Below are 26,521 nucleotides of genomic sequence, written 5' to 3'. Positions count from 1 at the left end.
TGCCGGATAAGTAACTCCGGGTAAGTAAGAGAAGTTTAGTAACCAAGGGTTAGTTTGTCAATGGCTGGATCTGGGATGGTGTCGAGGAGGTGTTTAGGTTGGACGAGTGGAGCGGTGCCACGCTTCTCCTGCTATAATTAACCCATGGTGACTTCTGTTCGGGCGCGCAGCGAGGGGGCCAAAGCCGCCCGCCGCGCCGAGATGGTGCGGGTGGCCCATGCGCTGTGGCGGGCCCACCGCTACGAAGACATCACCCTGCAGGCGGTCGCCACTCGCCTGGGGCTGACCAAGGCCGCGCTATACGGGTACTTTCCCACCAAGGAAAGCCTTTTTCTGGCGCTCTACGAAACGCTGCTGGGCGACTTCCTGGCCGACTGGCAGCGGCACCTGACGCTGGGGGGCACCCACACCCCCGCCTCGCTGGCCGCCCTGAGCACGGCGCTGCTGCGCGACCATGCGGACCTGACGCGCCTGATGCCGCACCTCGCCGGGCTGTTAGAGCGCAACCTGACCCCTGAGGGCGCGCTGGCGCATAAGCGGTGGCTGCTGTCGCGCCTGGAGCCCCTGCTGCCGGCCCTGGTCCACGCCCTGCCCGCGCTGGACACCGAGCGGGCGCTGGCGCTGCTGACCTACACCCAGGCGCTGGTGGCGGGCCTGTACCCCATGGGCGACCCGGCCCCGGCCGTGCAGGCGGCCCTGAGTGAGCCGGCCCTGGCGCCGCTGTGCGTGGCGTTCTGGCCCTCGCTGGAGGGGGCCCTGGCCGCCCTGTACACCGGCCTGTGCGCCTAAGTACCTCGCCCCTCCCCCAGGCCAACGTTTCAGAACAGCGCAGAAACGTTTCCATTCTCAGGGCGAGGCACTTTTTTCGCTTCTCGCTCTCCGACGCAGCTGTTCCAACCCGCTCGGTTGATCTAAAGATCAACAGCGAGCTATTTAGGGTGGCCCGGCGCCCACTACACTGCGCCCCATGACCGGAACCCCGATTGCCCCCGATGACCGCGCCCGTCTGGATCAGGTGTTCATGCAGGTGGTGCTGGACGTGCAGGCCCAGGCCCAGCAGACGGCCCCCGCCCAGCCCGGGAACCTCGCCGCCATGTTCCACAAAGAAACCGTGAGTGACGCCCTGCAGGGCTGCGCCATGCTGATCGCGGGCTGGAACCAGGGCCGCGTGGACGACGCCGGCCTGACCCGCACCGTCAAGGCCCTGAAGGCCCTGGACCTGAACGACCTGGCCGCCCGCGTGGAAAAGCTGCGCCAGATTGCCGAGGGCTGATCCGGCTGGGGATGATGGGAAGAGCGCGGCCCAAACCCTGTCAGCGGCACGTTTCCACCCTCAGGCCCGTAAAACCGCCGGTTTCAGCACCCGCCCAGGTGGCAGCAGGGGTCCTCTCTAGACCGGGCGGGCCCTGTGGGCCGCGCCGGGCGCCTAGACTGCGCCCATGCCCACGCGCGCGCCCTTTTTTTATTGGTTCGGTTCTCACCGGGCCTGACGCGCGCTGTCTTTTCCCACCCGCCCGGTGAGCCTCCCAAGGCCACCGGGCGCGCGGCTTCTTTCACCCTGTGAGGACCCCCCCCATGACCCACCCCGAGCCCACCATTGCCCCTGGCCGCACCGAGAACCTGAATGTCAGCGGCTTTACCCCGCTGGTCACCCCACGCGCCCTGAAGGCCCGCTGGCCCCTGACCCCGGCTGCCGAACGCACCGTGCTGGCCGGGCGCCGCGCCGCCCAGGAGATCGTGCATGGGCAGGATGACCGCCTGCTGGTGGTGGTGGGGCCGTGTTCCATTCACGACCACGAACAGGCCCTGGCGTACGCCGAGCGCCTCTCGGCGCTGCGCGAGCGGGTTAGGGACCGCCTGGAAGTGCAGATGCGGGTGTACGTGGACAAACCGCGCACGACCGTGGGCTGGCGCGGCTACCTGCTGGACCCGGACATGACCGGGGCCAACGACATCAACAAGGGCCTGGAACTCACCCGGCGCCTGATGGTGCAGGTGAGCGAACTGGGGGTGCCGGTGGCCACCGAACTGCTGGACCCTTTTGCGCCGCAGTACGTGTTCGACGCGGTGGCCTGGGCCTGCCTGGGCGCCCGCACCACCGAGTCCCAGACCCACCGCGTCATGGCGAGCGCGGTCTCGGCGCCCATGGGCTTCAAGAACGGCACCGGCGGCGGCATCAAACTGGCGGTGGACGCGATTGTGGCCGCCCGCGCCCCACACGCCTTTTTCACCATTGACGACGACGGCCGGGGCTGCATCGTGCATACGCTGGGCAACCCCGACGGCCACGTCATTCTGCGTGGGGGCCGGGGCGGGCCCAACTACGCGCCGCAATTCGTGCGCGAGACCGCCGAACTGATGGCGGCGGCGGGCCTGAGCCCGGCGGTGATGGTGGATTGCTCGCACGCCAACAGCGGCTCGGACCACACCCGGCAGGCCCTGGTCTGGCGCGACGTGCTGCACCAGCGCCTCAGCGGCCAGACGGCCATTCGCGGCCTGATGATCGAGAGCAACCTCAGGGCCGGTAAACAGGGTATTCCCGCCGATCTGGCGACCCTGGTGCCCGGCCTCAGCGTGACCGACGCCTGCGTGGGCTGGGACGAGACCGAGACCCTGTTGCTCGAAGCCCACGCCGCGCTGGGCCGGGTGGCCGTGGGCGGGTAGGGAAGAGACGCGTCAGGGGTCACCAGTTGGCGTGCTGGTGGCCCCTTGCGGTGTTGTGGTGTCAGGTGGCTCCCGTCAAAGTGATGATGGGGCCAGCGCCTTCGCATCCGGGACTCCTCTGGTTGCAAAGCAGAGTGGGAAGAGCGCAGGGGTGCTTTTCCATCGCCGGAGCCCCGTCTGTCCTCGTCTTCGCTCTCGTGGGGAGCTTTTCGAGTCTGCGATGCCACTTTCGCGAGTCCGCTCACCCCTCGCCTTCACCTGAGTTCCGTCTCAGCTCGCCCCAGCCTTACTTCGCTGGCACCAGCCTGAAGTCCTTGAACGACAGGCTGTAGCTCTCGCCCGGCTGGCCCACGGCGCCTAGAATCTGCAGCTGCGCCGCCGGATTGGTTACGGGGGCAGTAAAGGTGTACGTGAACCCCCTGGCCGTGGGGGTCAGGGCCGCCTTGGCGTCCAGGTAGCGGGCGTAGCTGCCGCCGTTTTCACCAATCACCACGCCCACCTCGCGCAGGCTGCTGGCGCGGCCAGAGAAGGTCAGGGTGTAGGTCTGGCCCGCCACCAGGGGCACGTCGGTCTGGTTCAGCTGCACATGCCAGTTGTTGGCCGGGTCCACGCGGGCCACGTTCAGGGTCACCTCGCCGCCGCTGGCGGTGGTGCTCAGGCCACCCGCGCCGCTCTCCCAGGTACTCCAGTAAGCGGTGCCGGGCACGCCCGCAATGCCGGGGTGGGCGGGGCTGTCCTGGGTAAAGCCCGCGTTGTACAGGAGGTTGCCGTCACTGGCCGGGGGGCGCGCGCCCGCCGCGTTGCCCACCCGCTTCACCACCACGTTGTCCAGCCACACCGGGCCCACGCCGGCATTCCCCAGGTTGAATTCCAGCCGGGCGGCGGCGTCGGTCACGGCTTTCATGTCAAAGGTCAGGGTGCGGCGCGCCTTGGCCGTGCCTATCTGCACGGTCTGCTCGCCGGAATAGGCCGCGTAGCCCCGGTTGGGGCCACCGCCCACCTTCACCATCATGGCGCGGGGCTGAGCGGCCCAGACCTCGAAACTCACCTCGTATTTGCCGCCCGCTTCCACATTCAGGCCGTCCTGGCGCACCTGCACGGCATAATTCACGCTGCCGGGAGCTGTAATGTCGGCTTTCAGGGCGTTGTCTGCAGCGGTGTCGCTGCTCAGGGTCACCTTGCCATCGCTGGTGAACAGGGTCCAGAAGGCCGAGCCGCTGACGCCCTCCAGCCGGGGCGCGCCAGGGGTGACGCGCGGGTCGGTGTCGGCCCAGTCGAAGCTGGGGTTGTACACCAGATTGCCGTCGGGCAGCGCGGGGCGCGCCGGCACCGGGGTCCAGGGGTAGGTCATCCTGGGCCGCTGGCCGGCAGGCTGTTTTTCCGCCTCCAGGCCGTACACGCGTACGTAGTCCACCCGCATCTCGGCCGCGCTCGGCGTGGTGGCGTCCGGGTTGCCGTCGAAGTTGCCGCCCACGGCCAGGTTCAGCAGCACATAAAACGGCTGGTCAAACGGCGCGGGCCAGGGGTGCAGATCGGCGTCGCCGCTGGGCGGGGTGCCCCCCGCGCTCCACCACTCGGTCTTCTCGGAGGTCAGCTGGCCGTCAATGAACCACTGGATTTTCCCGGGCGTCCACTCCACGGCGTACACATGCCAGTCGTCCATGGCGCCCTGCGGATACTTCACCGTGCTGCCAGAGTAGACGTTGTTGGGCCACAGGCCGCCGTAGTGGATGGTCTGCGCCACCTCACCAGGCTTGCTGCCCCAGCCCTCGGCAATGTCCAGCTCGCCACTGGCGGCCCAGCTGCCGTAGGGGTTGGGCTCTTCCGGCAGCAGCCAGATCGCGGGCCACAGCCCCTTGCCCCGGGGAAACTTGGCGCGAATCTCAAAGCGGCCGTAGGTGCGGCTGAACTTGCCCGCCGTGCGAATGCGCCCGGAGGTCCAGCCAAAGGTGCCGCTGGTGTTGCCGGTGGGCCCGGTGAAGGTTTCTTTGCGGGCGGTGATCACCAGTTCGCCGTTCTCCAGGCGCAGGTTCTGGGGCCGGTCGGTGTAGTACTGCAGCTCGTTGTTGCCCCAGCCCGATACGTAGTCATTGCCGGCCATGAAACCGTTGCCAATCTGCGGGCTCCAGCGCTGGCTGCTCAAGGCCGCGCCACTAAATTCGTCCTGCCAGACAGGGCTGGGCTCGGTGGCGGCGGTGGGGGTGCAGGCCGCCAGCAACACGGTCAGGGGCAGGGTCAGGCGGGAAATATTCAGGCGGGCAGGCTGGCGCATAGGTCCTCCGGGGCAGGGAGCGAGAGGCGAGAAAAGCAGCCGCCAGCGCCAGAAGGACGATGCCTCCCGACGTGCAGAGATGCCCCGAAGCCAGGGCCGGACAAGGTTGGACTGCTTGGCCGCAGCGTAAGAGGTTATGAAAGCGCTGTCAAGGCTGGATGGGTAGAGGAGTTTGCCTTTGATGTTGCTGACGACGCCAAGTCCAGGAGTAGAGATGAATACGTTTTCGCAACCCTCACCTCTTTCGTCTCCTAACCCCAAGAAAACAGCAAGCGCAGGCACTGTCGCCCGCAAACTGGGCGGCGCATGCTGCGCGCAATGGCCACGCAAGCCTCGTTCGGAAAAGGGCGGCCCCCCAGCCAGCGGCCCAGCAAGGTCTGCGCCGCGTGCGGCCTGCCGTTCACCTGGCGCCGCAAATGGGCGCGCGACTGGGAGCAGGTCAAATACTGCTCTGACCGCTGCCGCAAACAGGCCAAGTCGAGGCCCGCATGACTGGCCCCGCCTATGGCCTGGTGTGCATGACGGTGGGGCCAGAGGTGCGCTTTCGCACGGTGACCCTTTCGCGCTACCAGCTGCTGTCCCCCGCCGAGCGCGAGGCCAAGCTGCTGGACCTCTATGCCGACAACATCGCCCGCGTGCGCCGCGCCGCCGACTTCTGCGCCGCGCGCGGCATCCGGCTCTACCGCCTGAGTTCCAGCCTCTTTCCCATGCTGGATCTGGCCGGGGATGACACCGGCCCGGCGGTGCTGGACCACCTCGCGCCGCAGCTGCGTGAGGCGGGACAGGCGTTTGTGGACGCCGGGATTCGCGTGCTGATGCACCCAGAACAGTTCATTGTGCTCAACAGTGACCGCCCCGAGGTCCGCGCCGCCAGCGTGCAGGCCCTGGCCAGCCACGCCCGGGTGCTGGACGGCCTGGGGCTGGCGCGCAGCCCCTGGAACCTGCTGCTGCTGCACGGCGGCAAGGGAGGCCGCGCCGCCGAGTTGCGGGCGGTCATTCCTGACCTGCCAGACGGCGCGCGCCTGCGCCTGGGGCTAGAAAACGACGAGCGCGCTTACGGCCCGGCTGACTTGCTACCCGTCTGCGAGGCCACCGGCACGCCCCTGGTTTTCGATGCCCACCACCATGTGGTGCGCGAGAAGCTGCCGGACCAGGAAGACCCCAGCGTGCGCCAGTGGGTGCTGGCCGCGCGGCGCACCTGGCACCCCCCGGACTGGCAGGTGGTGCACCTGAGCAACGGCCTGGAGGGGCCCGGTGATCGCCGCCACAGCCACCTGATCAGCGCGGTCCCCAGCGCCTACGCCGACGTGCCCTGGATTGAGGTGGAGGCCAAGGGCAAGGAAGAGGCCCTGGCCGCGCTGCAAAAGCTAAACGCCCCCTAAAGCCGCGCGGCCGGCGTTCCCCTTCAGACTGGGGTATGCGCGTGGTGGTGATGGGGGTGATTGGCAGTGGCAAGACCGCCCTGGGCCGCACCCTGGCCGAGACCCTCGACTGGCCCTTTCTGGACGCCGACGACTACCACTCGGAGCAGGCGCGGGCGCAGATGGCCTCGGGCGTGCCCATGACCGATGATGACCGGCGGCCCTGGCTGCTGACCCTGCGCCGCCTGCTGGCCGAGCGGCCCCAGGTGGTGCTGGCGTGCTCGGCGCTTAGGCGGCGTTACCGCGACATTCTGCGCCTGCCTGGTACGCGTTTTGTGTACCTGGAGGTTCCCGAGAGCCTGGTGCGCGGGCGTCTGGAAGCGCGTACCGGTCACTTTGTGGGCGCGGACCTGCTGCCGTCCCAGTTGGCCGCCCTGGAACCCCCCATGGCCAGCGAAACCGACGTGCTGACCCTGCACGTGGCCCCTGAAGACACCCCCGCCGAGCTGCGTGACCGTGCGCTGGCGCTGCTGGGGTTGCCCTGAAGAAACGCTGAAGAGGGATGGTCAAAGTGGCGTGTGCCCGCGGGGCATGCCTTCTATGCTCTGGGCATGACCCTGCTTCGATTTGCCGCTGTTTCCACGCTGCTGCTGGGCACCTCTGCGGGCGCAGCCGGCCTGCTGGCCACGGCCGGTGCCGTGTCCACCAGCACCTTCTGTCAGCAGTACGGCTGCGCGCTGCTGGATCAGTCGGGGCGCACCTGGACCTACGAGCTGCGGCGCAACGGCGCGCAGCTGCTGGAAGTGCAGCGTGAGTCCAGTGATCCGGGCAGCCGCATTACCACCATCAGCCTGCACTCGTTCAATGACGATGTGAACGCCGATCTGGACCGCTCCACCTTTGCCGCCGTGCAGGGGCTGGCCATGGGCTTTGTCTCCAACACGGGCCGCCTGGAAAACTGCTACGCCCTGGACGGCAGCCAGTACCGGGTGCTGGCCACCAGCCCCGATGACCGCACCGCGCGCATCTACTGCGACTGGGACCCGGCCTACACCCGCTTCGTGATTGAAGCTGACCCTGGCTACCTTGCCCGCACGGCCCCCAGCGCCGCCACACTGACAGGCGGGCCCACCAAGCTCAACGTCTGGTCGTTCCGCTCGTGCAAGTCGGCGGCCGGGGTGAACACCTATCTCACCCGGGGGCAGGCGGCGCGCTGTGATCTGGTGATTGAAACCAAAGGCGCCCAGAGCGCCCTGGTGCGCGCCGAATTTCAGTACGAGATCGAATACGTGCAGGGTGGCCAGTACGTGAAAAAGCTGCTGCCCGAAAAAGAGGTCTGGCTGCCCACCCGCACCCCGGGCCCGCTGGACCCCCGCGTGACCCAGCAGGGCCGCACGATCACGGCCAACCTCAGCCTGGCCGTCAAAGACGTGCCTGGGCGCCGGGTGACCAGCATGAATACCATCGCCCGCCTGACCTTCGCCAACGGCGCGGTCAAGACCGCGTACGAACCGCTGCTGGTGCGCTGAACACACCGGGGCCTGTTGCCGAGAAGAGGCCCTGGTGCACAGCGCGCGCCTCTGACGTTCCAAAGCTCCCCGGCGCCTTTGCAGGGACTTCCCCTGGACGGCCCTGGGGGAGTGATGCCGCACCCCGCCCGCTGCCCACGCCCTGCGCTACCCTGCAGGGCGTGAACGTCGTTGTCTTCGACCTGGAAACCACCGGCCTGTCGCCCGAGCGAGACGGCATCGTGGAAATTGGGGCGCTGCGCATTGTGGACGGCCAGGTGGATGAAACGCAGAAGTTCGAGACCCTGGTGCGCCCCACGGGCGAGGGCGGGCAGCCCCTGCTGATTCCCTGGCGCGCCGAGAGGGTCCACGGCATCAGCAACGAGATGGTGCGCGGCGCCCCCACCCCTGAAGAAGTACTGCCGGAGTTCCTGGACTTCGTGAATGGCTGGCCAGTGGTGGCGCACAATGTGGGCTTCGACGGGGGCTTTATGCGCGTGCATGCCCGCCGCCACGGCCTGGAGTGGCAGCCGGCGGCCGAGCACTGCACCGTGCAGCTCTCGCGCCGCGCTTTCCCCCGCGAACGTGCCCACAACCTGAACGCCCTGGCCGACCGCCTGGGCCTGAACTTTGCCCCGGGGGGCCGCCACCGCAGTTTCGGGGACGTGCAGGTGACCGCCCAGGCCTACGTGCGCCTGATGGAACGCCTGGGCGTGGGGGTCTAGCCGCCCCCAGACCTACTTGCGCGCTGAGGCCGAGCGCGGCACGAACACCACCGCGTTGGGCACCGGGCGGCTCCAGACGGTGTTCAGGTAGCCGCCCAGCCCCGCGTAGCCGCCCACCAGATAGGCCGACGAACTGCTGCCACTGTCCAGGCGCACCGCGTCGCGCACCCCCGCCGCCGCCAGGGCCGCCGCAAAGGCTTCGGGGGTGCCGTGCTCAAAGTAGGCCACGGTGGGCTGCCCGCCCAGGGTGCCCAGCGCCACCTGCCGGGTGGGGCGCCAGATGTTGGCCGCGGTGTTAAAGCCCTCGCGCGCCGGGTTCAGGGCCACGCGCCCGCCCTGCACCAGCAGCGGCCCGGCGCTCAGGGCGTCCTGGGCACTGTCCCACGGGGCGTCGGCAGCGCGCCAGTTCAGGCTGACGGTCAGAGGCGCGCCGGCCGCCTGGGGCAGCTGTGGAAAACGGGCGGGGTCAAAAGTGAACGCCAGGGTGCCCGCCGGGGGCACATGCACCCCGGTGACGGCGCGGGCCACGGTGGTTGCCCCGGGGATGACGTGCAGCGTGGTCAGGGTATCGGCGCCCACGCGGGTACTGCCGTCCCCCACGAAGGCGGTCAGCAGCGCCGCGTCGGGTTTGCTGCGCACGGTGTTCACGGTCACGCTGAAGCCGGGCCCCGACAGCACGTAGCGGGGCCTGGGATAGCCGAACAGCGTCTCGCCCTGCGCGGTAAAGCCCAGGGTGGCGCGTTTTTCGAGGCTGGGGGCCGTCATCAGGCCGCCGACGGCCACGAGGTCCACTGGCAGGTTGCTGGCGGGGTCAAAGTAGCCGCCATTGACCCCGGCGATTCCGCCCACCGAGCGCACCAGATCGGCCACGCCGCTGGCCCGGCCGGCGGGCGCCGTGACCACGCGCGGGGCGTACAGGGCCGGATCGAAGCTCAGCAGGTGCAGTTTGTCGATGACGCGGTAGGTCACGCCTTCAGGCAGGGTGTCGGGGTTCACGGGGGGCGGCACGCGGTCATCGGTGTAGGTGGTGGTGTCCACGACAATGCGCGGCGGGTCGGCCAGGGTAAAGACCTCGCTGCGCCCGCCATTGGTGCCCAGGTACACGGCGCTGCCCGTGGGCCCGGCGGTGATGCTCAGGGTGTCGCCGGAGGCCAGCGTCTGGGTGCCCGGCTGCGCGCCCACGCCGGGCAGCGTGATGCTCAGGCCGTGGGCCTCGCGCGTGACGGTGTGCGGCACGGGGCCCGTGAGTTCCAGCACCACCCGCTGCACTTCCACGGTGCGGTGCAGGGTGCGGCTGACCCGCACCGTGGACAGCTGCGTGTCCAGCGCGGCGGGGGGCGGGGGAACTGGGCTGGGGGTGGGCACAGGCGCTGGGGCCGGCGTCACTGGCGAGGGCGGCAGCGTGTCGGCGGGCACGCTGGCGGGGGCGGCAAAGTTGAGCAGGCCCGGCGTATCGGCCAGCACTGGCACCCCCAGGGCGGTGAGGGCGGCCAGCGGCACATACAGGCTGCCGCCCGCCAGTTCAGGCAGCGGCAACTTCTGAGGCAACGGGAAGCCCACGGCCCGCCAGCCGGTGGCTGGGGCGTAGCGCAGTTCGCGGGTGCCGTACAGCAGCCGCACGTCCTGGGGGTCGTTGCGCACGGCCACGCCCAGCCGGGGCAATGTCCAGAGGGCCAGGGCCTCGCCGCCGGCAAACTGCCGGGTGTCCACGGCGCCGCCCTGCACCAGGCCCCCAATGGCCACGGGGCGCGCGCCCGCCGCGCCCCCCAGAAGGGCGCCCAGCAGTGCCAGGGCCATGAACTGCCGATTGCCGCGCCTGCGCTTGACCGTCACGCGGGCGAGTGTAGTGCCGCGCCTGCGCGCGTGGGTGAGCCGTTCGTCAGCTTGGCGCGGGGCGCCGCCGGCACCTGCACCCTCAGTCAGGCTCTTGTATGAAAAACGCCTTTACACTGACGGGCATATGATCGAACCCACCCTGGCACTCTACGGCGACGCGTTTGAGCGCGTGGATCAGCACATTCAGGAGCTCCTGGAAACCACGGGCGTGCGCTACGGCCTGCTGGTGGACCGCAAGGGTTTCGTGCTTTCGCACAAAGAAGCGCTGTGGGCGCCCCGCCCCCCGGCCCTGGACAGTGTGGCGACGCTGGTGGCCAGCAACGCCGCCGCCACCGCCGCGCTGGCGAACATGCTGGGCGAGCGCACCTTCAGCGAGCAGATTCACCAGGGCGAGAACGGCACCCTGTACGTGGAATCGGTGGGCACCGATTCGCTGCTCACGCTGATTTTCGACGCCTCCGTGCCGCTGGGCAAGGTGAAGGTGTACGCCAAGAAGACCATCGCGCAGATCGCGGCGATCCTCGACGAACTCAAGGACCTGCCTCCCGTGCAACTGAATGACGACTTCAGCCAGGGTGCGGCGTCCCTGCTCGACGACCTGCTCGGTTAAGGCCGCGCGCACACTTCAGGAGGACACCCATGAGCACCATCAACTTCGCGGCGCGTGAAATTAACTGCAAGATCGTGTACTACGGCCCCGGCATGAGCGGCAAGACCACCAACCTCAAGCATGTGTTTTCCAAGGTGCCTGGGCACCTGCGCGGCGAGATGGTCAGTCTGGCCACCGAAGACGAGCGCACGCTGTTTTTCGACTTCCTGCCGCTGGACCTGGGCTCGGTGCAGGGCTTCAAGACCCGCTTTCACCTGTACACCGTGCCGGGGCAGGTGTTCTACAACGCCAGCCGCAAGCTGATTCTGCGCGGCGTGGACGGCATCGTGTTCGTGGCCGACAGCGCCCCCAACCGCCTGCGCGCCAACGCCGAGAGCATGCGCAACCTGCGCGAGAACCTGCAGGAACACGGCATTGACGTGCGCGACGTGCCCATCGTGCTGCAGATCAACAAGCGCGACCTTCCCGACGCCCTGCCGACCTCCATGATCCGCGCCGTGATTGATCCCAAGCAGGAACTGCAGGTCTTTGAAGCCATGTCCGACAAGGGCGTGGGCGTGTTCGAGACCCTGAAGACGGTCAGCCGTCTGGTGCTGGAGCGCCTGTCGCAGAACAAGTAAGGGCTTTGGGCTCTGGGCCATGGGCTATGGGGGAGACCCCGGCGCATGGCCCATGGCTTATGGGGGATGGCTAAAAGCGGGGGCGAAGGGCCCGCTCCTGCGGTTCCTCATGGCCTAGCAGGACTTTGTCACTTCTTGTAGTGGGGCCACTTTTTTAGCTCTTGGATGCGCTTTTCCATCCGATGGAGGATGGCTATGGATTCATCTTCGTATGGGTCCTTGATGCCCCCTTCCTCCGCAGGCATCAGCACGCCGAAATTCCACAACAGCTGACCGAATCGCTGGTCGGGCTCAGCTTCTACGGCTTCGAGCAGACGCTCCAAAATTGCAAGGTTGGCTTCCTGATGGCTGAGCGACACAGCAGGAGTGTCCCACATCCGTTGAACACGACGAACACTGACAAAGTCCTGCTAGGGCTCATGGCCCAACAAAAAGCCCCCGGCGCGCAACCGCACCCGGGGGTCCTTTCACTTATCCCCTTACGCCCACTTGATCAGGCCGGCTTCGAGGTCGTTGCTCAGGCCGTCAATGACAGGCAGCATGCGCACGCCCACCGAGTACAGGCCGCTGTCGTTCAGGGGCACGTCGGCACTGAAGGTGCCGTCGCCGTGGCTTTTCAGGGGCACGCGGGTCAGGTGCTCGCCGCGCTTGAGCACCGCCTCCACGCGCAGTTCGTTCAGGTTGATGCCGGCCGGGTTCACCTGGGCGCGCACGGGCACCGTCTGGCCGGGGTGGGTGGAGGCGGGCAGCTGCGCCTGGGCGGTCAGGGTGGTGTAGTTCCACTGCTGGCGCACCCAGCCCTTCCAGCTGGCGATCTCGCGGGCGCGGGCGCTGCTGCTGGCGGCCAGCTGCGCGCCGCGCTGGGCAATGGGCAGGTAGTACTTCTGCGTGTAGTCAATGACCTGCCGCTGCATAGAAAAGCGCGGGCTGACCGTCTGAATGGCGCGGCGCACCGTGTCGGCCCAGGCGTCCTCGCCGGTCTGGGCGCCGTAGTAGCGCGGCGTGATGTCCTGTTCCAGCGTCTGGTACATGGAGTAGGCGTCGGCGTCGTCCTGCACCTGCAGGTCGGCGTATTCGCGCTCCTCGCCAATGGGCCAGCCGTTGGTGCCGTCATAGCCTTCACGCCACCAGCCGTCCAGAATGGAGAGGTTGGGGCTGCCGTTGAAGCTGGCCTTCATACCGCTGGTGCCCGAGGCCTCCAGCGGACGGCGGGGGTTGTTCAGCCAGATGTCCACGCCCTGCACGAGGTGGCGGGCCACGTTCATGTCGTAGTTTTCCAGAATCACGATCTTGCCCCGGAACTCCGGTTCCTGGCTGACGCGGTAGATCTCCTGGATAAAGGCCTTGCCGGGGTTGTCGGCGGGGTGGGCCTTGCCCGCGAACACAAACTGCACCGGGCGCTCGGGGTGGTTCACGATGCGCGAGAGGCGCTCCTTATCGCGGAACAGCAGCGTGGCGCGCTTGTAGGTGGCAAAGCGCCGCGCAAAGCCGATGGTCAGGGTGTTCTCGTCCAGCAGGGTGCCCGCAGCGGCCACCTCGGCGGCCGAGGCCCCGTTGCGCAGCTTCTGCTCGCGCACCCGGGCGCGCACAAAGGCGATCATCTCGCGCTTCATCTCGCGCTGCACGCCGCGCAGCTGCTCGTCGGTCAGCTTCTCCACCGCCTGCCACATCGCCTCGTCTTCCAGGCGCTCGGTCCAGTCGGCGGGCAGCACCGTGGACAGCAGGTCGCGCATGGCCTGACTGGTGAAGGTGAGGTTGTGCGCCCCGTTCGTGACGTGCCCAATCGGCACTTCCTCGGCCTCGGCGCCCTCGTACAGGAACTTCCACATGTCGCGGCTGACCTCGCCGTGCAGTTCGGAGACCCCGTTGGCCGCGCGGCTCATGTTCAGGGCGAACACGGTCATGGAGAAGGTGGGGACCAAGTGGCCGTCCCACAGCTGGTCGTGGCGGGCCAGGGCGTACAGGTCGTCGCGGCTGGTGTTCAGCAGGCCCGGCCACTTGCCCAGGTAACGGTCCATCAGGTCGTAGCCAAAGGCGTCGTTGCCGGCCGGCACCGGGGTGTGGGTGGTAAACAGCGTGCTGGCCGCCACGGTTTCCACCGCCGTGCGGAAGTCCAGCCCCTGGGCCACCTGCTCGCGGATGCGCTCCAGGCTCAGCAGGGCGGCGTGGCCCTCGTTCATGTGGTAGACCTCGCCGGGAATGCCCAGCAGGCGCAGCGCGCGAATGCCCGCCACGCCCAGCAGCACGTACTGCTGCACGCGCAGTTCCTGGTTGCCGCCGTACAGGCGAGCGGTCAGCTTGCGGTCGTCCTCGCTGTTTTCGGGCACGTTGCTGTCCAGCAGCAGCACGCGGATGCGGCCCACGTTCAGGTTCCACACGCGCACATGCACGTCCCGGTCGCCTATGCGCACCTTCACCCGGGCGCCCTCGCCCGAAGGCGTCTGGGCCGGGGTGATGGGCAGGGTGGTCAGGTCCAGCTCGTCGTAGGCCTCGGTCTGCCAGCCGTCCTTGTCGAACAGCTGCCGGAAGTAGCCCTGGTGGAACAGCATGCCCACCGCCGTAAACGAGATCCCCAGGTCCGAGGCACTCTTGCAGTGGTCGCCCGCCAGCACACCCAGGCCGCCCGAGTAGATGGGCAGCGACTCGTGGAAGGCATATTCCATGCTGAAGTACGCCACCGGCTTCATGCCGGGCGCGTTCTTACTGGCCCAGGTGTCTTTTTTGCCCATGTAGGCGTCGAACTCGGCCATTACCTGTGTGTAGCGGGCCAGGTAAGCGGAGTCAGCGGCCACAGCCTGCAGGCGGGCCTGCGGCACTTCCAGCAGGGTGCGCACCGGGTTGCGCTGGAAGCGCTCCCAAATGGCCTGGTCCAGGTCCCGGTACAGCTCCTGCGCGTGTGGGGTCCACGACCAGTAGAGGTTATAAGCGAGTTCCGACAGCCGCGCGATCTGGGCCGGCAGCTGAGGCAGCACCGTGACTTTGCCAATGACGTTCATACACCCCTGAGCTTACACGACGGCCCTTTGGCCTGGGTTCGCGCTGCCGGGGCCTCGTCTGTACGGCGCCGGGGGGGTGGGCCGGGCGCCGTTTCGTGGCAGCATGGCGGCTGTGACGTTTTCCGATGAGGTGCGCCCCGCCCTGCTGGCCGAGGGCGACCGCCTGGCCCGGCGCCTGACCCAGACCCTGCAGGTCAGCGCACAGGACCCGCCCCGCCTGACCCTGCTGGGCCGCAGCCTCGCCCTGAATCTGGTGGGGGCCCTGCTGCCCACCCTGGAACAGGTGGCGCGCCGCTCTGGCACGCCCCTGCGCGCCGAGGTCACCTTGGACCGCCTGGGCCAGCCGCAGCTGCAGACGTGGTGGCCCGGGGACCGCCTGGGCCAGGGCTTGCCGGTGGCTGATCTGCTGGACGGTCTGCTGCTGACCCAGGCCGGGCAGTGGCACCCGCCCGTCCGCGAGGCCCTGCAGGGGGCCCTGGGCGGCAGTGAGCACGCCGCCGAACGCGCACTGGTGAACTGCCTGCGCAGCCCGCCTGTCCTGCGCGGGATGGAAGCGGTGATGCGCCGTCTGCTGCGTCCCCCCAGTTCGGGCTAGGAAGCGCCAGAGCAACGCACGCGGCCCAGGCATCTGCTGTGGGCCGCGCGTGGCAGGGATCTTCGCTGTTCTGTGGTTTTCCCCCATCTCCAGAAATCATTTCTTCTTGGTGGCTCAGCCCAGCGCGTCCCTTGGGGCAAAAAAAATTCCGGCAGGTGGGCCGGAATCTTGTGGAGGGCAGCTTACTTCCGTTCGGGCTGCACCACGGGCAGCGGCGCCTGCAGGTGGCGGGTCAGCAGCACCAGGACCGCCAGGGCGTGTACGCACAGCAGGGCAAACAGTTCCAGCGTGGGCTTCATGGCGTAGCCCGCCGCGCCCACCAGTTGAAACAGGGTCAGGATCAGCAGGCCCTGCGCGCGCTGTTCGGGGCGGTATAGAAAGACAAAGGTGCCCCCAATCATGCTGAACATCAGCGGCAGCAGCAGGGCGTTTAACATCTCTTGATCCATGCCTCATTATTGTCCGCCATTTCTGACAAGCGTATGACCTTTGTCCGAGAAAGGGCCAGGGTCTAGACAGGAAGGGGGGGAGGGTGATGGTTGAAAGTTGATGGGTGATGGACGGAAAGCCGTGCTGGCGAGGGTTTGCCTGATTCGAGGCCCAGGGTGTGGAGGTCGGTGCGGTGCGGGGCACGCACCAACCCCTGAAAGAAAACAGGCCGCCCCTGCAAGGCCCCCTGAGACGGGCTGAAAATGACCAGCTTCTCTCGAGATCGCTTGCTGTGTGCCCCTCTCCCCTGGTGGGAGAGGGAGGGAGGAGCGGAGCGACGGAAGGGTGAGGGGGCCACCGAGTGGCTCGGGCTGGAGTAGCATCCCTGGAGTTCTGCCTGGCCCCCGCTGTTTTCCCCCCCTTCACTCACAGCCGGTAGCGGGCCACCTTGTCTGGGTCCAGGGCGTGATCGCGCAGGGCCGCCACGTCCAGCCAGCCGTCCTGAAACACGATGGGCTGGTTCAGCAGGTCGTCTTGCAGTTTCAACACAAAACTCAGTTCGCAGGGCTCGGTGACCTCGCTTTGGGTGGACAGCAGGGCGGCGTGCAGGGTGCCCAGGCCGGTGCTGGCCTGCGAGCCCACCATGCCCCGTTTGCCCGCCGCCGCCGCACGGCGCAGCATGGCCTGTCCATCGGTAAAGCCGTTGCGGGCGGTTTTCACGTTCAGCACGTCGAACGTCCCAAAATCCAGTTCGCGTTCCAGGTCGGCGGGGGTAAAGCAGGAGTCGTCGGCCACGATGGGCAGGCGGCCCTGGGCGTGCAGCGCGGCGCGGGCACGCAGCGCGCGGGCGGGCAGCGGCTCTTCCACGTACAGCAGCCCTGCCTCGCGCATGGCGTCCAGAGCGGCGGGGGCTGTGTCTGGGGTCAGGGTTTCGTTGCTGTCGGCGTACAGCTGCACCTCATTCCCAAATTCCTGGCGCAGCGCCGCAATCACGGCCAGGTCGCGGGCGTGGTCGCGGCCCACCTTCACCTTCAGGCAGCGCACACCCGCCGTCACCACCCGGCGCGCCTCGGCCAGCATCTCGGCGGGTGGGGCGATGCCCAGAATGAAACTCACGCGCACCCGGGTGTTGGGGCCCAGCAGCGTATCAAAGAGGCTCTGGCCCTGGGCACGGGCGCGGGCGTCGTGCAGGGCCATGTCCAGGGCGCCGCGCGCCGTGTGGTTGTTCGCCACGCTGTTTCGTATCCGGTTCAGGGCGGCTTCATCGGTGACCGGCAGGCCCAGCAGCCCGCCCTCCAGGTGCGACAGAATCGCCACCACGCTGGCGGGGGTTTCGCCGTAGATGCTGGGCCTGGGGGTCGCCTCGGCCACGCCCACCGTGCCGTCAGACAGGGTGACCTGCACCAGCACATGTTCAGCGGCGCTGAGGGCCGAATGCGCCCCCCAGGCCAGCGCCGAGGTCAGCGGCAGGCGGTAGGGCACCGCCTGCACCCGGGCCACCGTGGGCGTGCTCATGGCATTTCTCCGGTCCAGCCCTGAATGGCCGCCGCCACCTCAGCCGGGGCAAGGCGGTGGGTGTCCAGCACCAGCGCCCGCGTGGGGGGCAGGGTGCGCAAAAAGGCCTCGGCGGCGGCCGGGTCGTAATGGCGGCGCTCGCTGAGCACAATCTTTGTCTTGGCCAGAAGGTCGGCCGGGGCGTGACCCTGGGCCGCCAGCCCCGCCAGTGTGTCCAGGTCGGCGGCTGAGAACACCTGCGCTGCGCCCGGCAGGGCCGCCAGCTCGGCGCGCAGGTGCTGGCCGCTGCCCGCCGCAGCCACCTGATCAAAGGCGTCGGCGCGGCCCAGCAGGCGCTCCACCCGCACGCGGTCCGGGGCCCCCAGCGCCACAAAACGCCACGCCGGAAAGGTCTGCGCCGCGTATTGCACCTCGTCCAGCCCGCGCAGGCCGTCGAAGACCAGCGGGCCGGTCCAGTGTGCCGTGTCCGCCACCAGAGAGCCCAGCGCCTGGGCCATACCGCCCGGGTGCGTCTCGCGGTAGCGGGCCGTCAGGGCAAAGCGTTCTTCCCGGTCACGCACCGGCCCGCCCGCCAGCGGCCCGATCATCACCGCGTCGGTGACCTCGCGGCGGTCGGGCAGCACCTGCACGCCGCTGCCCAGCCCGCGCAGGGCCGCCAGCGCGGTGCTTTTGCCCACGCCAGTCACCCCCACCAGCACCGTCAGGGGCCACGCGGCCAGCGGGCGCTCACCGGGGCCGGGTGGGGGAGGGGCAGCCCTTAAAAACGCCAAAGCAGCACTCATGGCCCCGAGAGTACGCCCTGGTCTGGGCGCCCTGGGGACCGCCGTCCAGCCGACTGGCCCTGGCCGTGGGCCCGCACTCGCTGTTGGGCTTCTGGCAGGGGTGGAACAGTGCTTTCAAACCGCGCGCCCGCTTACCTTCTTATGAAGTCTGAAGGTCATTAAAGAGGAGCCCAAGAATGGGTCAAGCGGCGGTAACGGCTAGGACATGGCGCCGGGCAGGGCCGCCTTCTTACACTGCCTGACGGAGGCCCTATGACCCGATTAAAAGGCAATTCCGGCGGCGGTGGCGGACGCGTGCTGCTGATCGTGATCATCCTGCTGGTGCTGTTCCTGCTGCTGTATTTCTTCTACCTCAAGCCCCAGGGGCTGCTGGATCTCGGCTTTATCTGAGGCGGGGCCGGGGCCGGCTGTCCGCCTGAAGGTGCAAGGCGGCCGGCCCATCTGCCCCTGCTGGTGTGGGGCTAAGCTAGGCCCTTCCCCCTCTACCCCTCTCTTTTTTCCCTTTCTGGAGCGTGCTGCATGATTAAAGGCAAGGATCTGCTGGGTCGCCCGATTGTCGCTGTGGGCAGTGGCGAGCGCATCGACCGCGTTCACGACGTGATTTTTGACCATCAGGCCAATCAGGTGCTGGGGCTGCTGGTGGACGAGGGCGGCTGGTTCAGCGCCGCCAAGGTGGTGCCGTTCGAGCGCATTCGCAGCATCGGCGAGGACGCCATCATGATCGGCACCCCCGACGACGTGACCACCACCCGCGAGGACGGCCGCCTGAAAGACGCCCTGGACAGCAAAGTCAGCCTCGTGGGCCTGACCCTGCTGACCACCGACGGCCAGAACCTGGGCAAGATTGCCGACGTGTTTTTCGATGACCACACCGGCCGTGTGGAGGGCTACGAAGCCACGGGCGGCCTGTTTGCCGACCTGAGCAGCGGGCGCACCTTCGTGCCGGCGCCGGAACAGGTGCAGATTGGCGTGGACACCGCGCTGGTGCCGCCGGCCGTGGCCCAGGCCATGCAGGAGCAGGAGGACGGCGGCCTGAAGGGCGCGCTGGCCTCGGCCGGGCAGAGCATCAAGGGCGCCTACGAGAACATTGCCGACGCCACCAAGGAGCGCCAGAAGGAATTCGTGGTGGGCAAGACGGCGGGCGGCGACATCACCGACGAGGACGGCCGCCTGCTGGTCGCCAAGGGCGAGACGATCACCGAGGCCCACGCCGAGGCCGCCGACGCCGCTGGCAAGCTGACCGCGCTGGCCACCGCCGCCACCGGGGGCGTGCTGGCCGACGCCTACGGCAGCGCCCGCGAGCGCGTGCAGGACACCTACGAGGACGTGAAGAACGCCACCGCCGAGCGCCAGAAGGCCTACGTGGTGGGCAAGACCGCCCGCAGCGAAATCAGCACCGACGCCGGCGAAGTGATTGTGCCGGCCGGCGCCGTGATCACCAGCCACCAGGCCGACCGCGCCGAGCAGACCGGCCGTCTGGCGGCCCTGACCGCAGCGGCCACGGGCGGCGCCATTCAGGAGGGCGTGCAGAGCTACCGCGAGCGCCAGCAGGTCGACCCCAACTCGGTAGAAGCGGCCATTGGGCGCCGGGTGAAAACCGACGTGCGCGCCCCGGGCGGCAGCATCGTGGCGGCCACCGGCCAGATCGTGACCCCGGCCATTGCCGACCGTGCCCGCCATGTGGGTGTGGAAAGCGCCCTGATTGCGGCCACCACCGGCAGCGCGGTGCACGCGGCGGCGGCCCCCGCCAGCAGCGGGCTGGCCAGCGTGACCGAAAGTGCGGGCAGCCTGATTGACCGTGCCAAGGCGTGGCTGGGCGACAAGCGCGAGCAGGCCGAAGGCGCCCTGGAACAGCGCCAGCAGGACGCCCTGGAACAGCGGGTGCGCGACGCCCTGGGTCGCCCGGTCACCCGCGTGATCCTGGCCCCCGACGACTCGATCATCCTGAACATTGGCGAGATCGTGACCCACAAGGCGGTGCAGGCGGCGCGCGACGGCGACGTGCTAGACATTCTGGTGAGCAGTGTCAGCAAGGACGAGCCGCACCTGGACCCCCTGGCCAGCCGCCCGGAAGCCCACGGCGAGGCGGCGCTGGAGACCCAGCCCGAGCCTGCGGTGCCCGGCCAGACGGCCCAGACCCAACCCACCCAGACCCAGGCCACCCAACCTCAGACGGACCCCAACCGCAGCGAACGTCCTCTGTAAATCCCTCTTGCATCCCGGGCCGCTCCTGCTTTGTGTGGGGGCGGCCCCACCTGTGGGGGCCGGGCGCGGCCTATCCTGGGGCCCATGATTCAGGCGCTGATCGGTCAGACCCCGCTGCTGCAGCTGCAGCGCGTTACGGAGAGCGGCATGGCCGAGGTGTTCGTGAAACTGGAGGGCCAGAACCCCGGCGGCAGCATCAAGGACCGCACCGCCCTGGGGCTGGTGGAAGACGCCGAGCGCCGGGGCGTGCTGCAGCCCGGCGGCACCATTGTGGAACCCACCAGCGGCAACACCGGCATTGGGCTGGCGCAGGTGGCGGCGGCCAAGGGCTACAAGCTGATTCTGTGCATGCCCGCCAGCATGAGCGAGGAGCGCAAACGCACCCTGGTGGCTTACGGCGCCGAACTGGTGCTGACCGACCCGGCCCGCCGGATGCTGGCCGCCATTGAAGAGGCCGAGAAGATCGTGGAGGAACGCGGCGCCGTCATGATGAACCAGTTTGCCAACCCCGCCAACCCCGCCACCCACGAGCGCACCACCGGCCCCGAACTGTGGGCGCAGATGGACGGCCGGATAGACGCTTTTGTGTACGGCAGCGGCACCGGCGGCACCATCAGCGGGGTGGGGCGCTTTCTGAAAAGGCAGAACCCGGCCGTGCAGGTGATCGCCTGCGAACCCGCGCGCAGCAACGTGCTCAGCGGCGGTGTGATGGGCAGCCACGGCTTTCAGGGCATGGGCCCCGGCTTCATCCCCGACAACCTGGACCGCTCGGTGATTGACGAGGTGATAGAGGTCTGGGAAGAGGACGCCTACCCCCTGGCCCGGCGGCTGGCACGCGAAGAAGGCGTGTTCGTGGGCATGAGCAGCGGCGCGATGGTCTGGGCCGCGCTGGCGGTGGCCCGGCGCCTGGGGCCCGGCAAGCGCGTGGCAACCATCGCCTGCGACACCGGCGCCCGCTACCTCACCACCAGCCTCTTTGCCGGCCAGGAAGATACGCCCCCGGGCTACCAGCCCCGGTCACGGGACTTGGTGGGCTAAGCGCAGAGGGGTCTCTTTGCTTGAAACCTTAAAGGCCTGGACGATTCACTCAACTTGACAAAATAAACTGGAAGGAATTATGGTGTGGCGCAGCAGAGGCGTCACGCAGGCGCCCACTTGTTTCTGGAGGGCACATCATGACCAAAGTCTTGTTTGTTCAGGGCAATCCCAAACCGCTGGCGGAATCGACCTCGCGCCAACTGGGGCAGCACTTTGTCGAGGCCTACGTGGCCGCTCACCCGGGGGCGCAGGTGACGGCTCTGGACCTGTACGCCGCCGACATTCCCCTGATTGACGCCGACGTGATGACCGGCTGGGGCAAGCTGGCGCGGCAGGAAGACCTGCTGCCCCACGAGGCCCAGAAGGTGGCGCGCCTGGGCGAACTGGTGGACCAGTTCCTGGACACCGACCTGCTGGTGTTCGCCGCCCCCATGTGGAACTTTGGCTACCCCCCCATGGTCAAGGCGTACATGGACGCCGTGGCGGTGGCGGGCAAGACCTTCCGCTACGGTCCGCAGGGCCCCATAGGCTTGGCGACCGGCAAGCAGGCCGTGATCGTAGAGACGCGCGGCGGCTTCTGGAGCGCCCCCGAGGCCAGCGCCATGGAGCATTCGGCCAGCCACCTGCGCGCCTTCCTGGGCTTCCTGGGGGTCACCGACGTGGAAACCGTGTTTGCCGAGGGCCTGAACTTCGACCCCGGCCGCAGCGACGAGATCATGGCCGAAGCCGCTGAGCGCGCCCGCGCCCTGGCGCAGCAGCTGGCCGCCAAGACCCTGCAACCGGCCTGAGCACCCACACAAAGCCCTCCCGGACGCCACTGGTCCGGGAGGGCTTTGTTTCGTGCTGGGGCGCGTCGAAGCGCACCGCGCCTGACCGTCTTAGCGCCGGCCGCCGCCGAACATGCCGATCAGGTCATCCAGGGCGCCGCCGTCGCCGTCGCGGTCCAGGGCGCGGTTCAGGGTGCCAAACAGGTCACCGCCGCCCCTCTGGGCCGGGCCCTGCGGCGAGGCCGGGCTGGGGTAGCCCGGAATCACGGGGCCGCCGCCCAGCACGCTGCCGCCCTGGTTGTAGGGGTCAGGCTGGCGCGGCATGGGCTGGGCCGGAGCGCCCCCCAGCATGCCCCCCAGGATGTTGCCCAGGCCGCCGCCTGCGCCGCCCAGCAGTCCGCCCAGAATGCTGCCCAGATCGGCGCCGCCGCCCTGACCGGGGAAAGCTCCGCCCTGCCCAGGAAAGCCCCCGCCGCCCTGCCCCTGACGCTGCCGGCTGAGGTAGCCCAGCACCAGCGGCGCCAGCATGGTCAGCAGCTGCATGGCCAGCTGCGGATCAATCCCCGCGCGGCGGCCCACCGCCTGCGCGGCCTGGGTCTGCTGGCCGCCGAAGACGTGGCCCAGAATCTTCTGGCCGTCGGTCATGTCGGGCATCTGCCCCTGCCCAAAGGCGCTGAGGGCCGAGCCGTCGTGGCGGTCCAGCGCGCGGCCCAGGGTGTCCAGGCCGCCGGGCTGCGCGGCGTTGCGCGTCAGGGCGCCCAGCAGGAGGGGCAGGGCCGCTTCCATGGCCGCTTCGGTTTGCTGCGGGCTGGTGCCCAGTTGCCGGCCCAGGGTCTGTCCGGCGCCGCCCAGGCCGCCCAGTTGACTGAGAATGTCCATCATGGTGTGTGCCTCCTTATGGCCCAACGTGCGTTCTAGCCTAGGTTCTGCCGCTGAGCTTGGCGTGCAGCGCGCGTTGAGAAAACCCTGAGACGCACCTGGGGCTCAGGCCCAGGCCCGCCCCGCTTCAGGCTGTCACCTCCGGCACCAGGGGCCGGTACTGACGCGAAGGTCGCAAACACCTCGGCCTCGCTGCGGGGGTCCAGGGCGGCCGTGGGTTCGTCGAGAATCAGCAGGCGGGCGCCGCGGTACAGGGCGCGGGCGGTGGCGAGTTTCTGCCACTGGCCCCCCGAGAGGTCCACGCCCCCGAACGCCTGTCCCAACTGGGTGTCCAGCGGCCCCACCCGGTCCAGCACCGCCCCCAGCCCACTGCCCTGCACGGCGGCGCTCAACTTGGCCTCGTTCAGCGGCTGGCCCAGCAGAATGTTGTCCTGCAGGCTCCACTCAAAGCGGGCAAAATCCTGAAACACGGCGGCGATGCCTGCGCGCCAAGTGGGGAGGTCCAGCTCTCGCAGGTCGGCCGCGCCTGGGCCCTCGCCCACCACGATCCGGCCCCCGGTGGGATCGTAGTAGCGCAGCAGCAGTTTGATCAGCGTGGTCTTGCCGGCGCCGTTCTCGCCCACAATAGCCACAATCTGCCCCTCAGGGATCACCAGATTCAGGCCGTGCAGCACGGGCGGCTGGCCCCGGTAGGCAAAGGTGACGTTCTCCAGGCGCAGGGTGCCGCTGCGGGGCTGGGGCCGGGGCTGGGCCGGCGACTGCACGCCACCCGGGGCCTGCAAGAAGGCGTGCAGTTTGGCAAACCAGCTCAGGTGTTGGCTGGTGGTGGACAGGGTTTCAGACAGGCCAGAGAGTTCGCTGCGCAGCGCCGCCAGCGCGGTGATCACCAGCACCACGCTGCCCGCGCCCACCTGCCCCTGCTGGGCCTGCGCCACCACGAAGATGAACAGGCCAGCGGTCACGGCCAGCGACAGCACCTCGTAGGGCAGCAGGGCCAGCAGGCCCCGGGTGCGCTGGGCCCGCAGCACCTGCAGGTAATCGCGGGTCAGGCGGTGGCTGCGCGCCTGCAACTCGGCGGCCAGCCCGTACAGGCGAACCTCCTTGGCGTACTCGTGGCGCAGGGCCACGCGTGCCAGATAGTTGATTTCACGGGCCTGCGGGGTGCCCTGAATGTAGAGGCTCCAGCCCAGCCGGTAAAACTTCATCTGTTGCGAGAGCAGCGGCATCAGCCCCGCCACCACCACCAGCGGCACCCACCAGCCAATCACCAGCAGCGTGGCGGCCACGCTGGCCGCCGCCACCACGCCCCGCAGGCCGTAGACGATGGACGACGCCAGATTCAGCGGCCGGTGCGAGGCGCCGGCTTGCAGCACCTCTATGTCGTCGTGAAACTGAGGGTCCTCAAGCACATCCAGCCCTTCCAGGGTCTGCATGCGGGCCATCAGGCGCTGGTTGACCTGCAGGGTGTAGTGATCGGCCGCCGCGCCCTGCAGCACCTGCGTGAGCACCGTGGTGATCTGGGTCAGCAGCGCGGCGCCGGCCCAGGCGGCGGCCAGCCCGGTCAGGTTGGCCGATCCGCCCGTCAGCAGGCGGCCCAGGCCGTCCACGGTCCACTGGCCGATCAGGATGGTGACGGCAGGCATCACGCCCTGCACCGCGCCCATCAGCAGCAGGCCGCCGCTCAGCCACGGCTGGCTGCGCAGCAGGTCCGGCAGGGTCAGGAGAAACGTGCGCCAGAGCGTGGGGTGGGGCGGGGAGGCAGCGGCGCTCATGACTGCCCGCAGTGTAGGGAGCGCGCCCCGGCCCTGCGCGCAAGGTTGCGGGTGGGGTAAGGGGGGTGCTGCAGATTGCTAAGACTGAAAAACAGGCTCTCAGCGCAGAAAAAATTGGAGACCCCGGCCCCCCTCACCCCCCACCCTCCGCCAAGCGGCCTATGTTCGGCCCTGGCCCGCGCCCGCTACCCTGAGCGCTTCCGGTTCGGCATGCTGGAAAGAGGGGGAAAAAGCTATGACCAATGCACCGGCGCCCGCGCGCGTCAGGGGCGGCGCCCTGCTGTCGCCGCTCGCCCTGCCCTGGGCGGTGGCCCGGCTGGGGTTTCGGCGGCAGTTCGCCTACCCGCAGGCGGCGCTGTGGGGCCTGATCACGAATACTTTTTTCGGGGTGCTGCGCGTGGCGGTGCTGCTCGCACTGTTCGGCACGCGCCCCCAGGTGGCGGGCTACACCGCGCAGGACGCGATCACCTACACCGGCCTGACCCAGGCGTTCATCATGGCCCTGAGCCTCTTTGGCTGGACCGATTTCATGCGCACCGTGCACCGGGGCGAGGTGGCGGCCGATCTGCTGCGGCCCCTGAACCTGCTGGGCTTCTGGGCGGCGCAGGACGCCGGGCGCGCCGCCGGGCAGTTTGTGCTGCGCGGCCTGCCCATGCTGCTGCTCTTTGAAGTGCTGTGGGGGCTGGTGTGGCCGGCCGGGGCCCTGGGCTGGCTGCAGACGACCCTGAGCGTGCTGCTGGCCTGGGCCTGCGGCTTTCTGTTCCGCTTTCTGGTGAACTGCGCGGCCTTCTGGTCGCCGGACGCGGCGGGTTTTGGCCGTTTTGGCTGGGCGGTGCTGGGGCTGGGCTGCGGCTTTCTGATGCCGCTGGCCTTTTTCCCCGACGGGGTTCAGGCGTGGCTCTCGTGGACCCCGTTCCCCGCCATGCTAAACACCGTCGTGGAGGTCTGGGTGGGCGTTCAGCGCGGCGCGGCGGCCTGGGCGGCGCTGGGCGTGCAGGCCGCTTGGGCGCTGGGGCTGCTGGCCGTCACGGCTTTGACCCTGCACCGGGGGCTGCGGCGCCTGGAGGTGGCGGGTGGCTAGTGCGCTGCGCAGCGCCGCGCACTATCTGCAGCTGTACGGGCGGCTGCTGGGCGCGCAGGTGCGCTCGCAGGCCACGTACCGGGGGGCGCTGGTGCTGGACGCCCTGGGCACCCTGCTGATCACCGCCGCCGAGTTTGGCGCGCTGGCGCTGGTGCTGCCCCGATTCGGGGGCCTGGGCGGTTGGACCCTGGGCGAAATCTGCCTGCTGTACGGACTGGCCGAACTGTCCTTTGTGCTGATGGACCTGCTGTTCGGCGGCTTTGACGCCCCCAACCTGTCGGCGCATGTGCGGGTCGGGAGCTTTTCTACCTTTCTGCTGCGCCCGGTGCCGCTGGTGGTGCAGGTGTTCGGGTCCGACTTCGCGCTGCGGCGCGTGGCGCGCATTGGGCTGGCCGCCGCCATCTTCGCCTACGGAGTGACGCACACCGCCCACGCCTGGACCCTGGGCGACGCCGCACTCCTGGCGGGCTGCGTGCTGGGCCTGATCTGCTTTTTCGGCGGCCTGTTCGTGGTGGGGGGCACCCTCACCTTCTGGACGGTGGACAGCGTGGAAGCCATGAACGTGCTGACCTACGGCGGGCGCACCCTGATCAGCTACCCCATGGGCATCTACGGCGAGTGGCTGCGCAAGACCTTTACCTACCTCATTCCAGCGGCCTTTCTGTCGTACTTCCCGGTGCTGCACCTGCTGGGCCGCCCCCTGCCCGACGGTCTGCCCCCGGCCGCCGCCTTTCTCTCGCCGCTGGTGGGCCCGGCGGTGCTGGCCCTGGCCTTCGCCTTCTGGCGCGTGGGCCTGCGCCGTTATCAGGGCACTGGAACGTGAGGGGGGTTGTAGGTCGTGGGGTGTGGGCTGTAGGAACAGCCTT

The 26,521-nt window shown here is 68.7% G+C and carries 26 protein-coding genes; 17 read left to right on the top strand and 9 right to left on the bottom strand.

Going from position 1 to position 26,521, the window contains the following annotated elements; all coding sequences use genetic code 11:
* Nucleotides 1-144 precede the first annotated feature (144 nt).
* The 3 genes from K7W41_RS13900 (at nt 145) to K7W41_RS13890 (ending at nt 2,664) form a co-directional block, all read left to right on the top strand.
* Nucleotides 145-789, top strand: coding sequence for a TetR/AcrR family transcriptional regulator (locus tag K7W41_RS13900; protein ID WP_224609664.1), 645 nt, complete (start codon nt 145-147; stop codon nt 787-789).
* A gap of 178 nt (nt 790-967) precedes the next feature.
* A complete protein-coding gene (locus K7W41_RS13895; protein WP_224609662.1) occupies nt 968-1,273 on the top strand; it encodes a hypothetical protein in 306 nt (101 codons plus the stop codon).
* A gap of 302 nt (nt 1,274-1,575) precedes the next feature.
* A complete protein-coding gene (locus K7W41_RS13890; RefSeq protein WP_224609660.1) occupies nt 1,576-2,664 on the top strand; it encodes a 3-deoxy-7-phosphoheptulonate synthase in 1,089 nt (362 codons plus the stop codon).
* Nucleotides 2,665-2,950: 286 nt separating this feature from the next.
* Here the strand turns inward: K7W41_RS13890 and K7W41_RS13885 are convergent, their stop codons facing one another.
* Entirely contained in the window at nt 2,951-4,936 is a 1,986-nt protein-coding gene (locus K7W41_RS13885) for a carbohydrate binding domain-containing protein (RefSeq protein ID WP_224609658.1), read from the bottom strand.
* A gap of 306 nt (nt 4,937-5,242) precedes the next feature.
* On the opposite strand from K7W41_RS13885, the gene K7W41_RS13880 reads away from it, so the two are divergent.
* The 5 genes from K7W41_RS13880 to K7W41_RS13860 all read left to right on the top strand — a co-directional run bounded on the left by K7W41_RS13880 (nt 5,243) and on the right by K7W41_RS13860 (nt 8,530).
* Nucleotides 5,243-5,428 (top strand): DUF2256 domain-containing protein, encoded by a 186-nt coding sequence (locus K7W41_RS13880; RefSeq protein WP_318010909.1) that lies wholly within the window; start codon nt 5,243-5,245, stop codon nt 5,426-5,428.
* Entirely contained in the window at nt 5,425-6,318 is an 894-nt protein-coding gene (gene uvsE / locus K7W41_RS13875; RefSeq protein WP_224609654.1) for a UV DNA damage repair endonuclease UvsE, read from the top strand. The genes K7W41_RS13880 and uvsE overlap by 4 nt, the downstream gene beginning before the upstream one ends.
* Before the next feature lie 35 nt (nt 6,319-6,353).
* Complete coding sequence (locus tag K7W41_RS13870; protein WP_224609652.1) at nt 6,354-6,842, top strand: gluconokinase; 489 nt, start codon at nt 6,354-6,356, stop codon at nt 6,840-6,842.
* Nucleotides 6,843-6,908: 66 nt separating this feature from the next.
* Entirely contained in the window at nt 6,909-7,826 is a 918-nt protein-coding gene (locus K7W41_RS13865; protein ID WP_224609650.1) for a hypothetical protein, read from the top strand.
* Nucleotides 7,827-7,987: 161 nt separating this feature from the next.
* On the top strand, nt 7,988-8,530 hold the full coding sequence (locus K7W41_RS13860; protein WP_224609648.1) for a 3'-5' exonuclease: 543 nt from the start codon (nt 7,988-7,990) through the stop codon (nt 8,528-8,530).
* Between the two features lie 12 nt (nt 8,531-8,542).
* On the opposite strand, the gene K7W41_RS13855 is transcribed toward K7W41_RS13860, so the two are convergent.
* A complete protein-coding gene (locus K7W41_RS13855) occupies nt 8,543-10,327 on the bottom strand; it encodes a phosphodiester glycosidase family protein (protein WP_224609694.1) in 1,785 nt (594 codons plus the stop codon).
* 163 nt (nt 10,328-10,490) lie between these two features.
* Between K7W41_RS13855 and mglB the strand changes: the two genes are divergently transcribed.
* A complete protein-coding gene (gene mglB / locus K7W41_RS13850) occupies nt 10,491-10,976 on the top strand; it encodes a GTPase-activating protein MglB (protein WP_221089082.1) in 486 nt (161 codons plus the stop codon).
* Between the two features lie 29 nt (nt 10,977-11,005).
* The gene (gene mglA / locus K7W41_RS13845; RefSeq protein WP_221089081.1) at nt 11,006-11,596 is read left to right on the top strand and encodes a GTPase MglA; all 591 of its coding nucleotides are present in this window, start codon (nt 11,006-11,008) and stop codon (nt 11,594-11,596) included.
* Nucleotides 11,597-11,724: 128 nt separating this feature from the next.
* Here the strand turns inward: mglA and K7W41_RS13840 are convergent, their stop codons facing one another.
* Nucleotides 11,725-11,955: a hypothetical protein gene (locus tag K7W41_RS13840; RefSeq protein WP_224609646.1), complete on the bottom strand. Its 231-nt coding sequence runs from the start codon at nt 11,953-11,955 to the stop codon at nt 11,725-11,727.
* Nucleotides 11,956-12,075: 120 nt separating this feature from the next.
* Entirely contained in the window at nt 12,076-14,592 is a 2,517-nt protein-coding gene (gene glgP / locus K7W41_RS13835; RefSeq protein ID WP_224609644.1) for an alpha-glucan family phosphorylase, read from the bottom strand.
* A 112-nt stretch (nt 14,593-14,704) separates the two neighbouring features.
* Between glgP and K7W41_RS13830 the strand changes: the two genes are divergently transcribed.
* Complete coding sequence (locus K7W41_RS13830) at nt 14,705-15,187, top strand: hypothetical protein (RefSeq protein ID WP_224609642.1); 483 nt, start codon at nt 14,705-14,707, stop codon at nt 15,185-15,187.
* A 182-nt stretch (nt 15,188-15,369) separates the two neighbouring features.
* On the opposite strand, the gene K7W41_RS13825 is transcribed toward K7W41_RS13830, so the two are convergent.
* From K7W41_RS13825 to K7W41_RS13815, 3 genes are all read right to left on the bottom strand, one after another.
* A complete protein-coding gene (locus tag K7W41_RS13825; protein WP_224609639.1) occupies nt 15,370-15,636 on the bottom strand; it encodes a hypothetical protein in 267 nt (88 codons plus the stop codon).
* A gap of 406 nt (nt 15,637-16,042) precedes the next feature.
* Nucleotides 16,043-17,131, bottom strand: a complete 1,089-nt coding sequence (locus K7W41_RS13820) for an enolase C-terminal domain-like protein (RefSeq protein ID WP_224609637.1) — start codon at nt 17,129-17,131, stop codon at nt 16,043-16,045.
* Complete coding sequence (locus tag K7W41_RS13815; protein ID WP_224609634.1) at nt 17,128-17,913, bottom strand: nucleoside/nucleotide kinase family protein; 786 nt, start codon at nt 17,911-17,913, stop codon at nt 17,128-17,130. The genes K7W41_RS13820 and K7W41_RS13815 overlap by 4 nt, the downstream gene beginning before the upstream one ends.
* A gap of 252 nt (nt 17,914-18,165) precedes the next feature.
* On the opposite strand from K7W41_RS13815, the gene K7W41_RS13810 reads away from it, so the two are divergent.
* The 4 genes from K7W41_RS13810 (at nt 18,166) to K7W41_RS13795 (ending at nt 21,944) form a co-directional block, all read left to right on the top strand.
* A complete protein-coding gene (locus K7W41_RS13810; RefSeq protein WP_224609632.1) occupies nt 18,166-18,303 on the top strand; it encodes a hypothetical protein in 138 nt (45 codons plus the stop codon).
* Nucleotides 18,304-18,432: 129 nt separating this feature from the next.
* The gene (locus K7W41_RS13805; protein ID WP_224609629.1) at nt 18,433-20,118 is read left to right on the top strand and encodes a PRC-barrel domain-containing protein; all 1,686 of its coding nucleotides are present in this window, start codon (nt 18,433-18,435) and stop codon (nt 20,116-20,118) included.
* A gap of 84 nt (nt 20,119-20,202) precedes the next feature.
* Complete coding sequence (gene cysK / locus K7W41_RS13800) at nt 20,203-21,156, top strand: cysteine synthase A (protein ID WP_224609626.1); 954 nt, start codon at nt 20,203-20,205, stop codon at nt 21,154-21,156.
* A gap of 137 nt (nt 21,157-21,293) precedes the next feature.
* Nucleotides 21,294-21,944, top strand: a complete 651-nt coding sequence (locus K7W41_RS13795; RefSeq protein ID WP_224609623.1) for an FMN-dependent NADH-azoreductase — start codon at nt 21,294-21,296, stop codon at nt 21,942-21,944.
* 90 nt (nt 21,945-22,034) lie between these two features.
* Here the strand turns inward: K7W41_RS13795 and K7W41_RS13790 are convergent, their stop codons facing one another.
* Nucleotides 22,035-22,805, bottom strand: coding sequence for a DUF937 domain-containing protein (locus K7W41_RS13790; protein WP_224609619.1), 771 nt, complete (start codon nt 22,803-22,805; stop codon nt 22,035-22,037).
* A gap of 32 nt (nt 22,806-22,837) precedes the next feature.
* Nucleotides 22,838-24,574: an ATP-binding cassette domain-containing protein gene (locus tag K7W41_RS13785; RefSeq protein WP_224609616.1), complete on the bottom strand. Its 1,737-nt coding sequence runs from the start codon at nt 24,572-24,574 to the stop codon at nt 22,838-22,840.
* Between the two features lie 235 nt (nt 24,575-24,809).
* Here K7W41_RS13785 and K7W41_RS13780 point away from each other — a divergent pair, with 235 nt between their 5' ends.
* Both K7W41_RS13780 and K7W41_RS13775 read left to right on the top strand, forming a co-directional pair.
* Complete coding sequence (locus K7W41_RS13780; protein ID WP_224609613.1) at nt 24,810-25,655, top strand: ABC transporter permease; 846 nt, start codon at nt 24,810-24,812, stop codon at nt 25,653-25,655.
* Nucleotides 25,648-26,478, top strand: coding sequence for an ABC transporter permease (locus K7W41_RS13775; protein WP_224609610.1), 831 nt, complete (start codon nt 25,648-25,650; stop codon nt 26,476-26,478). The genes K7W41_RS13780 and K7W41_RS13775 overlap by 8 nt, the downstream gene beginning before the upstream one ends.
* Nucleotides 26,479-26,521: the final 43 nt, after the last annotated feature.

Origin of the sequence: Deinococcus multiflagellatus (genome assembly GCF_020166415.1) — a bacterium.
In the GTDB taxonomy this organism is placed as follows: Bacteria; Deinococcota; Deinococci; order Deinococcales; family Deinococcaceae; genus Deinococcus; species Deinococcus multiflagellatus.
Note: the sequence above shows the minus strand (reverse complement) of the source record. Positions and strands in the feature narration are given on the sequence as shown.

Bases quoted from the DNA above. Each gene is read 5' to 3' on its own strand.
- K7W41_RS13900 (WP_224609664.1), top strand. From the start codon at position 145: ATGGTGACTTCTGTTCGGGCGCGCAGCGAGGGGGCCAAAGCCGCCCGC.
- K7W41_RS13895 (WP_224609662.1), top strand. From the start codon at position 968: ATGACCGGAACCCCGATTGCCCCCGATGACCGCGCCCGTCTGGATCAG.
- K7W41_RS13890 (WP_224609660.1), top strand. From the start codon at position 1,576: ATGACCCACCCCGAGCCCACCATTGCCCCTGGCCGCACCGAGAACCTG.
- K7W41_RS13885 (WP_224609658.1), bottom strand. From the start codon at position 4,936: ATGCGCCAGCCTGCCCGCCTGAATATTTCCCGCCTGACCCTGCCCCTG.
- K7W41_RS13880 (WP_318010909.1), top strand. From the start codon at position 5,243: ATGCTGCGCGCAATGGCCACGCAAGCCTCGTTCGGAAAAGGGCGGCCC.
- uvsE (WP_224609654.1), top strand. From the start codon at position 5,425: ATGACTGGCCCCGCCTATGGCCTGGTGTGCATGACGGTGGGGCCAGAG.
- K7W41_RS13870 (WP_224609652.1), top strand. From the start codon at position 6,354: ATGCGCGTGGTGGTGATGGGGGTGATTGGCAGTGGCAAGACCGCCCTG.
- K7W41_RS13865 (WP_224609650.1), top strand. From the start codon at position 6,909: ATGACCCTGCTTCGATTTGCCGCTGTTTCCACGCTGCTGCTGGGCACC.
- K7W41_RS13855 (WP_224609694.1), bottom strand. From the start codon at position 10,327: ATGGCCCTGGCACTGCTGGGCGCCCTTCTGGGGGGCGCGGCGGGCGCG.
- mglB (WP_221089082.1), top strand. From the start codon at position 10,491: ATGATCGAACCCACCCTGGCACTCTACGGCGACGCGTTTGAGCGCGTG.
- mglA (WP_221089081.1), top strand. From the start codon at position 11,006: ATGAGCACCATCAACTTCGCGGCGCGTGAAATTAACTGCAAGATCGTG.
- glgP (WP_224609644.1), bottom strand. From the start codon at position 14,592: ATGAACGTCATTGGCAAAGTCACGGTGCTGCCTCAGCTGCCGGCCCAG.
- K7W41_RS13825 (WP_224609639.1), bottom strand. From the start codon at position 15,636: ATGGATCAAGAGATGTTAAACGCCCTGCTGCTGCCGCTGATGTTCAGC.
- K7W41_RS13820 (WP_224609637.1), bottom strand. From the start codon at position 17,131: ATGAGCACGCCCACGGTGGCCCGGGTGCAGGCGGTGCCCTACCGCCTG.
- K7W41_RS13815 (WP_224609634.1), bottom strand. From the start codon at position 17,913: ATGAGTGCTGCTTTGGCGTTTTTAAGGGCTGCCCCTCCCCCACCCGGC.
- K7W41_RS13810 (WP_224609632.1), top strand. From the start codon at position 18,166: ATGACCCGATTAAAAGGCAATTCCGGCGGCGGTGGCGGACGCGTGCTG.
- K7W41_RS13805 (WP_224609629.1), top strand. From the start codon at position 18,433: ATGATTAAAGGCAAGGATCTGCTGGGTCGCCCGATTGTCGCTGTGGGC.
- cysK (WP_224609626.1), top strand. From the start codon at position 20,203: ATGATTCAGGCGCTGATCGGTCAGACCCCGCTGCTGCAGCTGCAGCGC.
- K7W41_RS13795 (WP_224609623.1), top strand. From the start codon at position 21,294: ATGACCAAAGTCTTGTTTGTTCAGGGCAATCCCAAACCGCTGGCGGAA.
- K7W41_RS13790 (WP_224609619.1), bottom strand. From the start codon at position 22,805: ATGATGGACATTCTCAGTCAACTGGGCGGCCTGGGCGGCGCCGGACAG.
- K7W41_RS13785 (WP_224609616.1), bottom strand. From the start codon at position 24,574: ATGAGCGCCGCTGCCTCCCCGCCCCACCCCACGCTCTGGCGCACGTTT.
- K7W41_RS13780 (WP_224609613.1), top strand. From the start codon at position 24,810: ATGACCAATGCACCGGCGCCCGCGCGCGTCAGGGGCGGCGCCCTGCTG.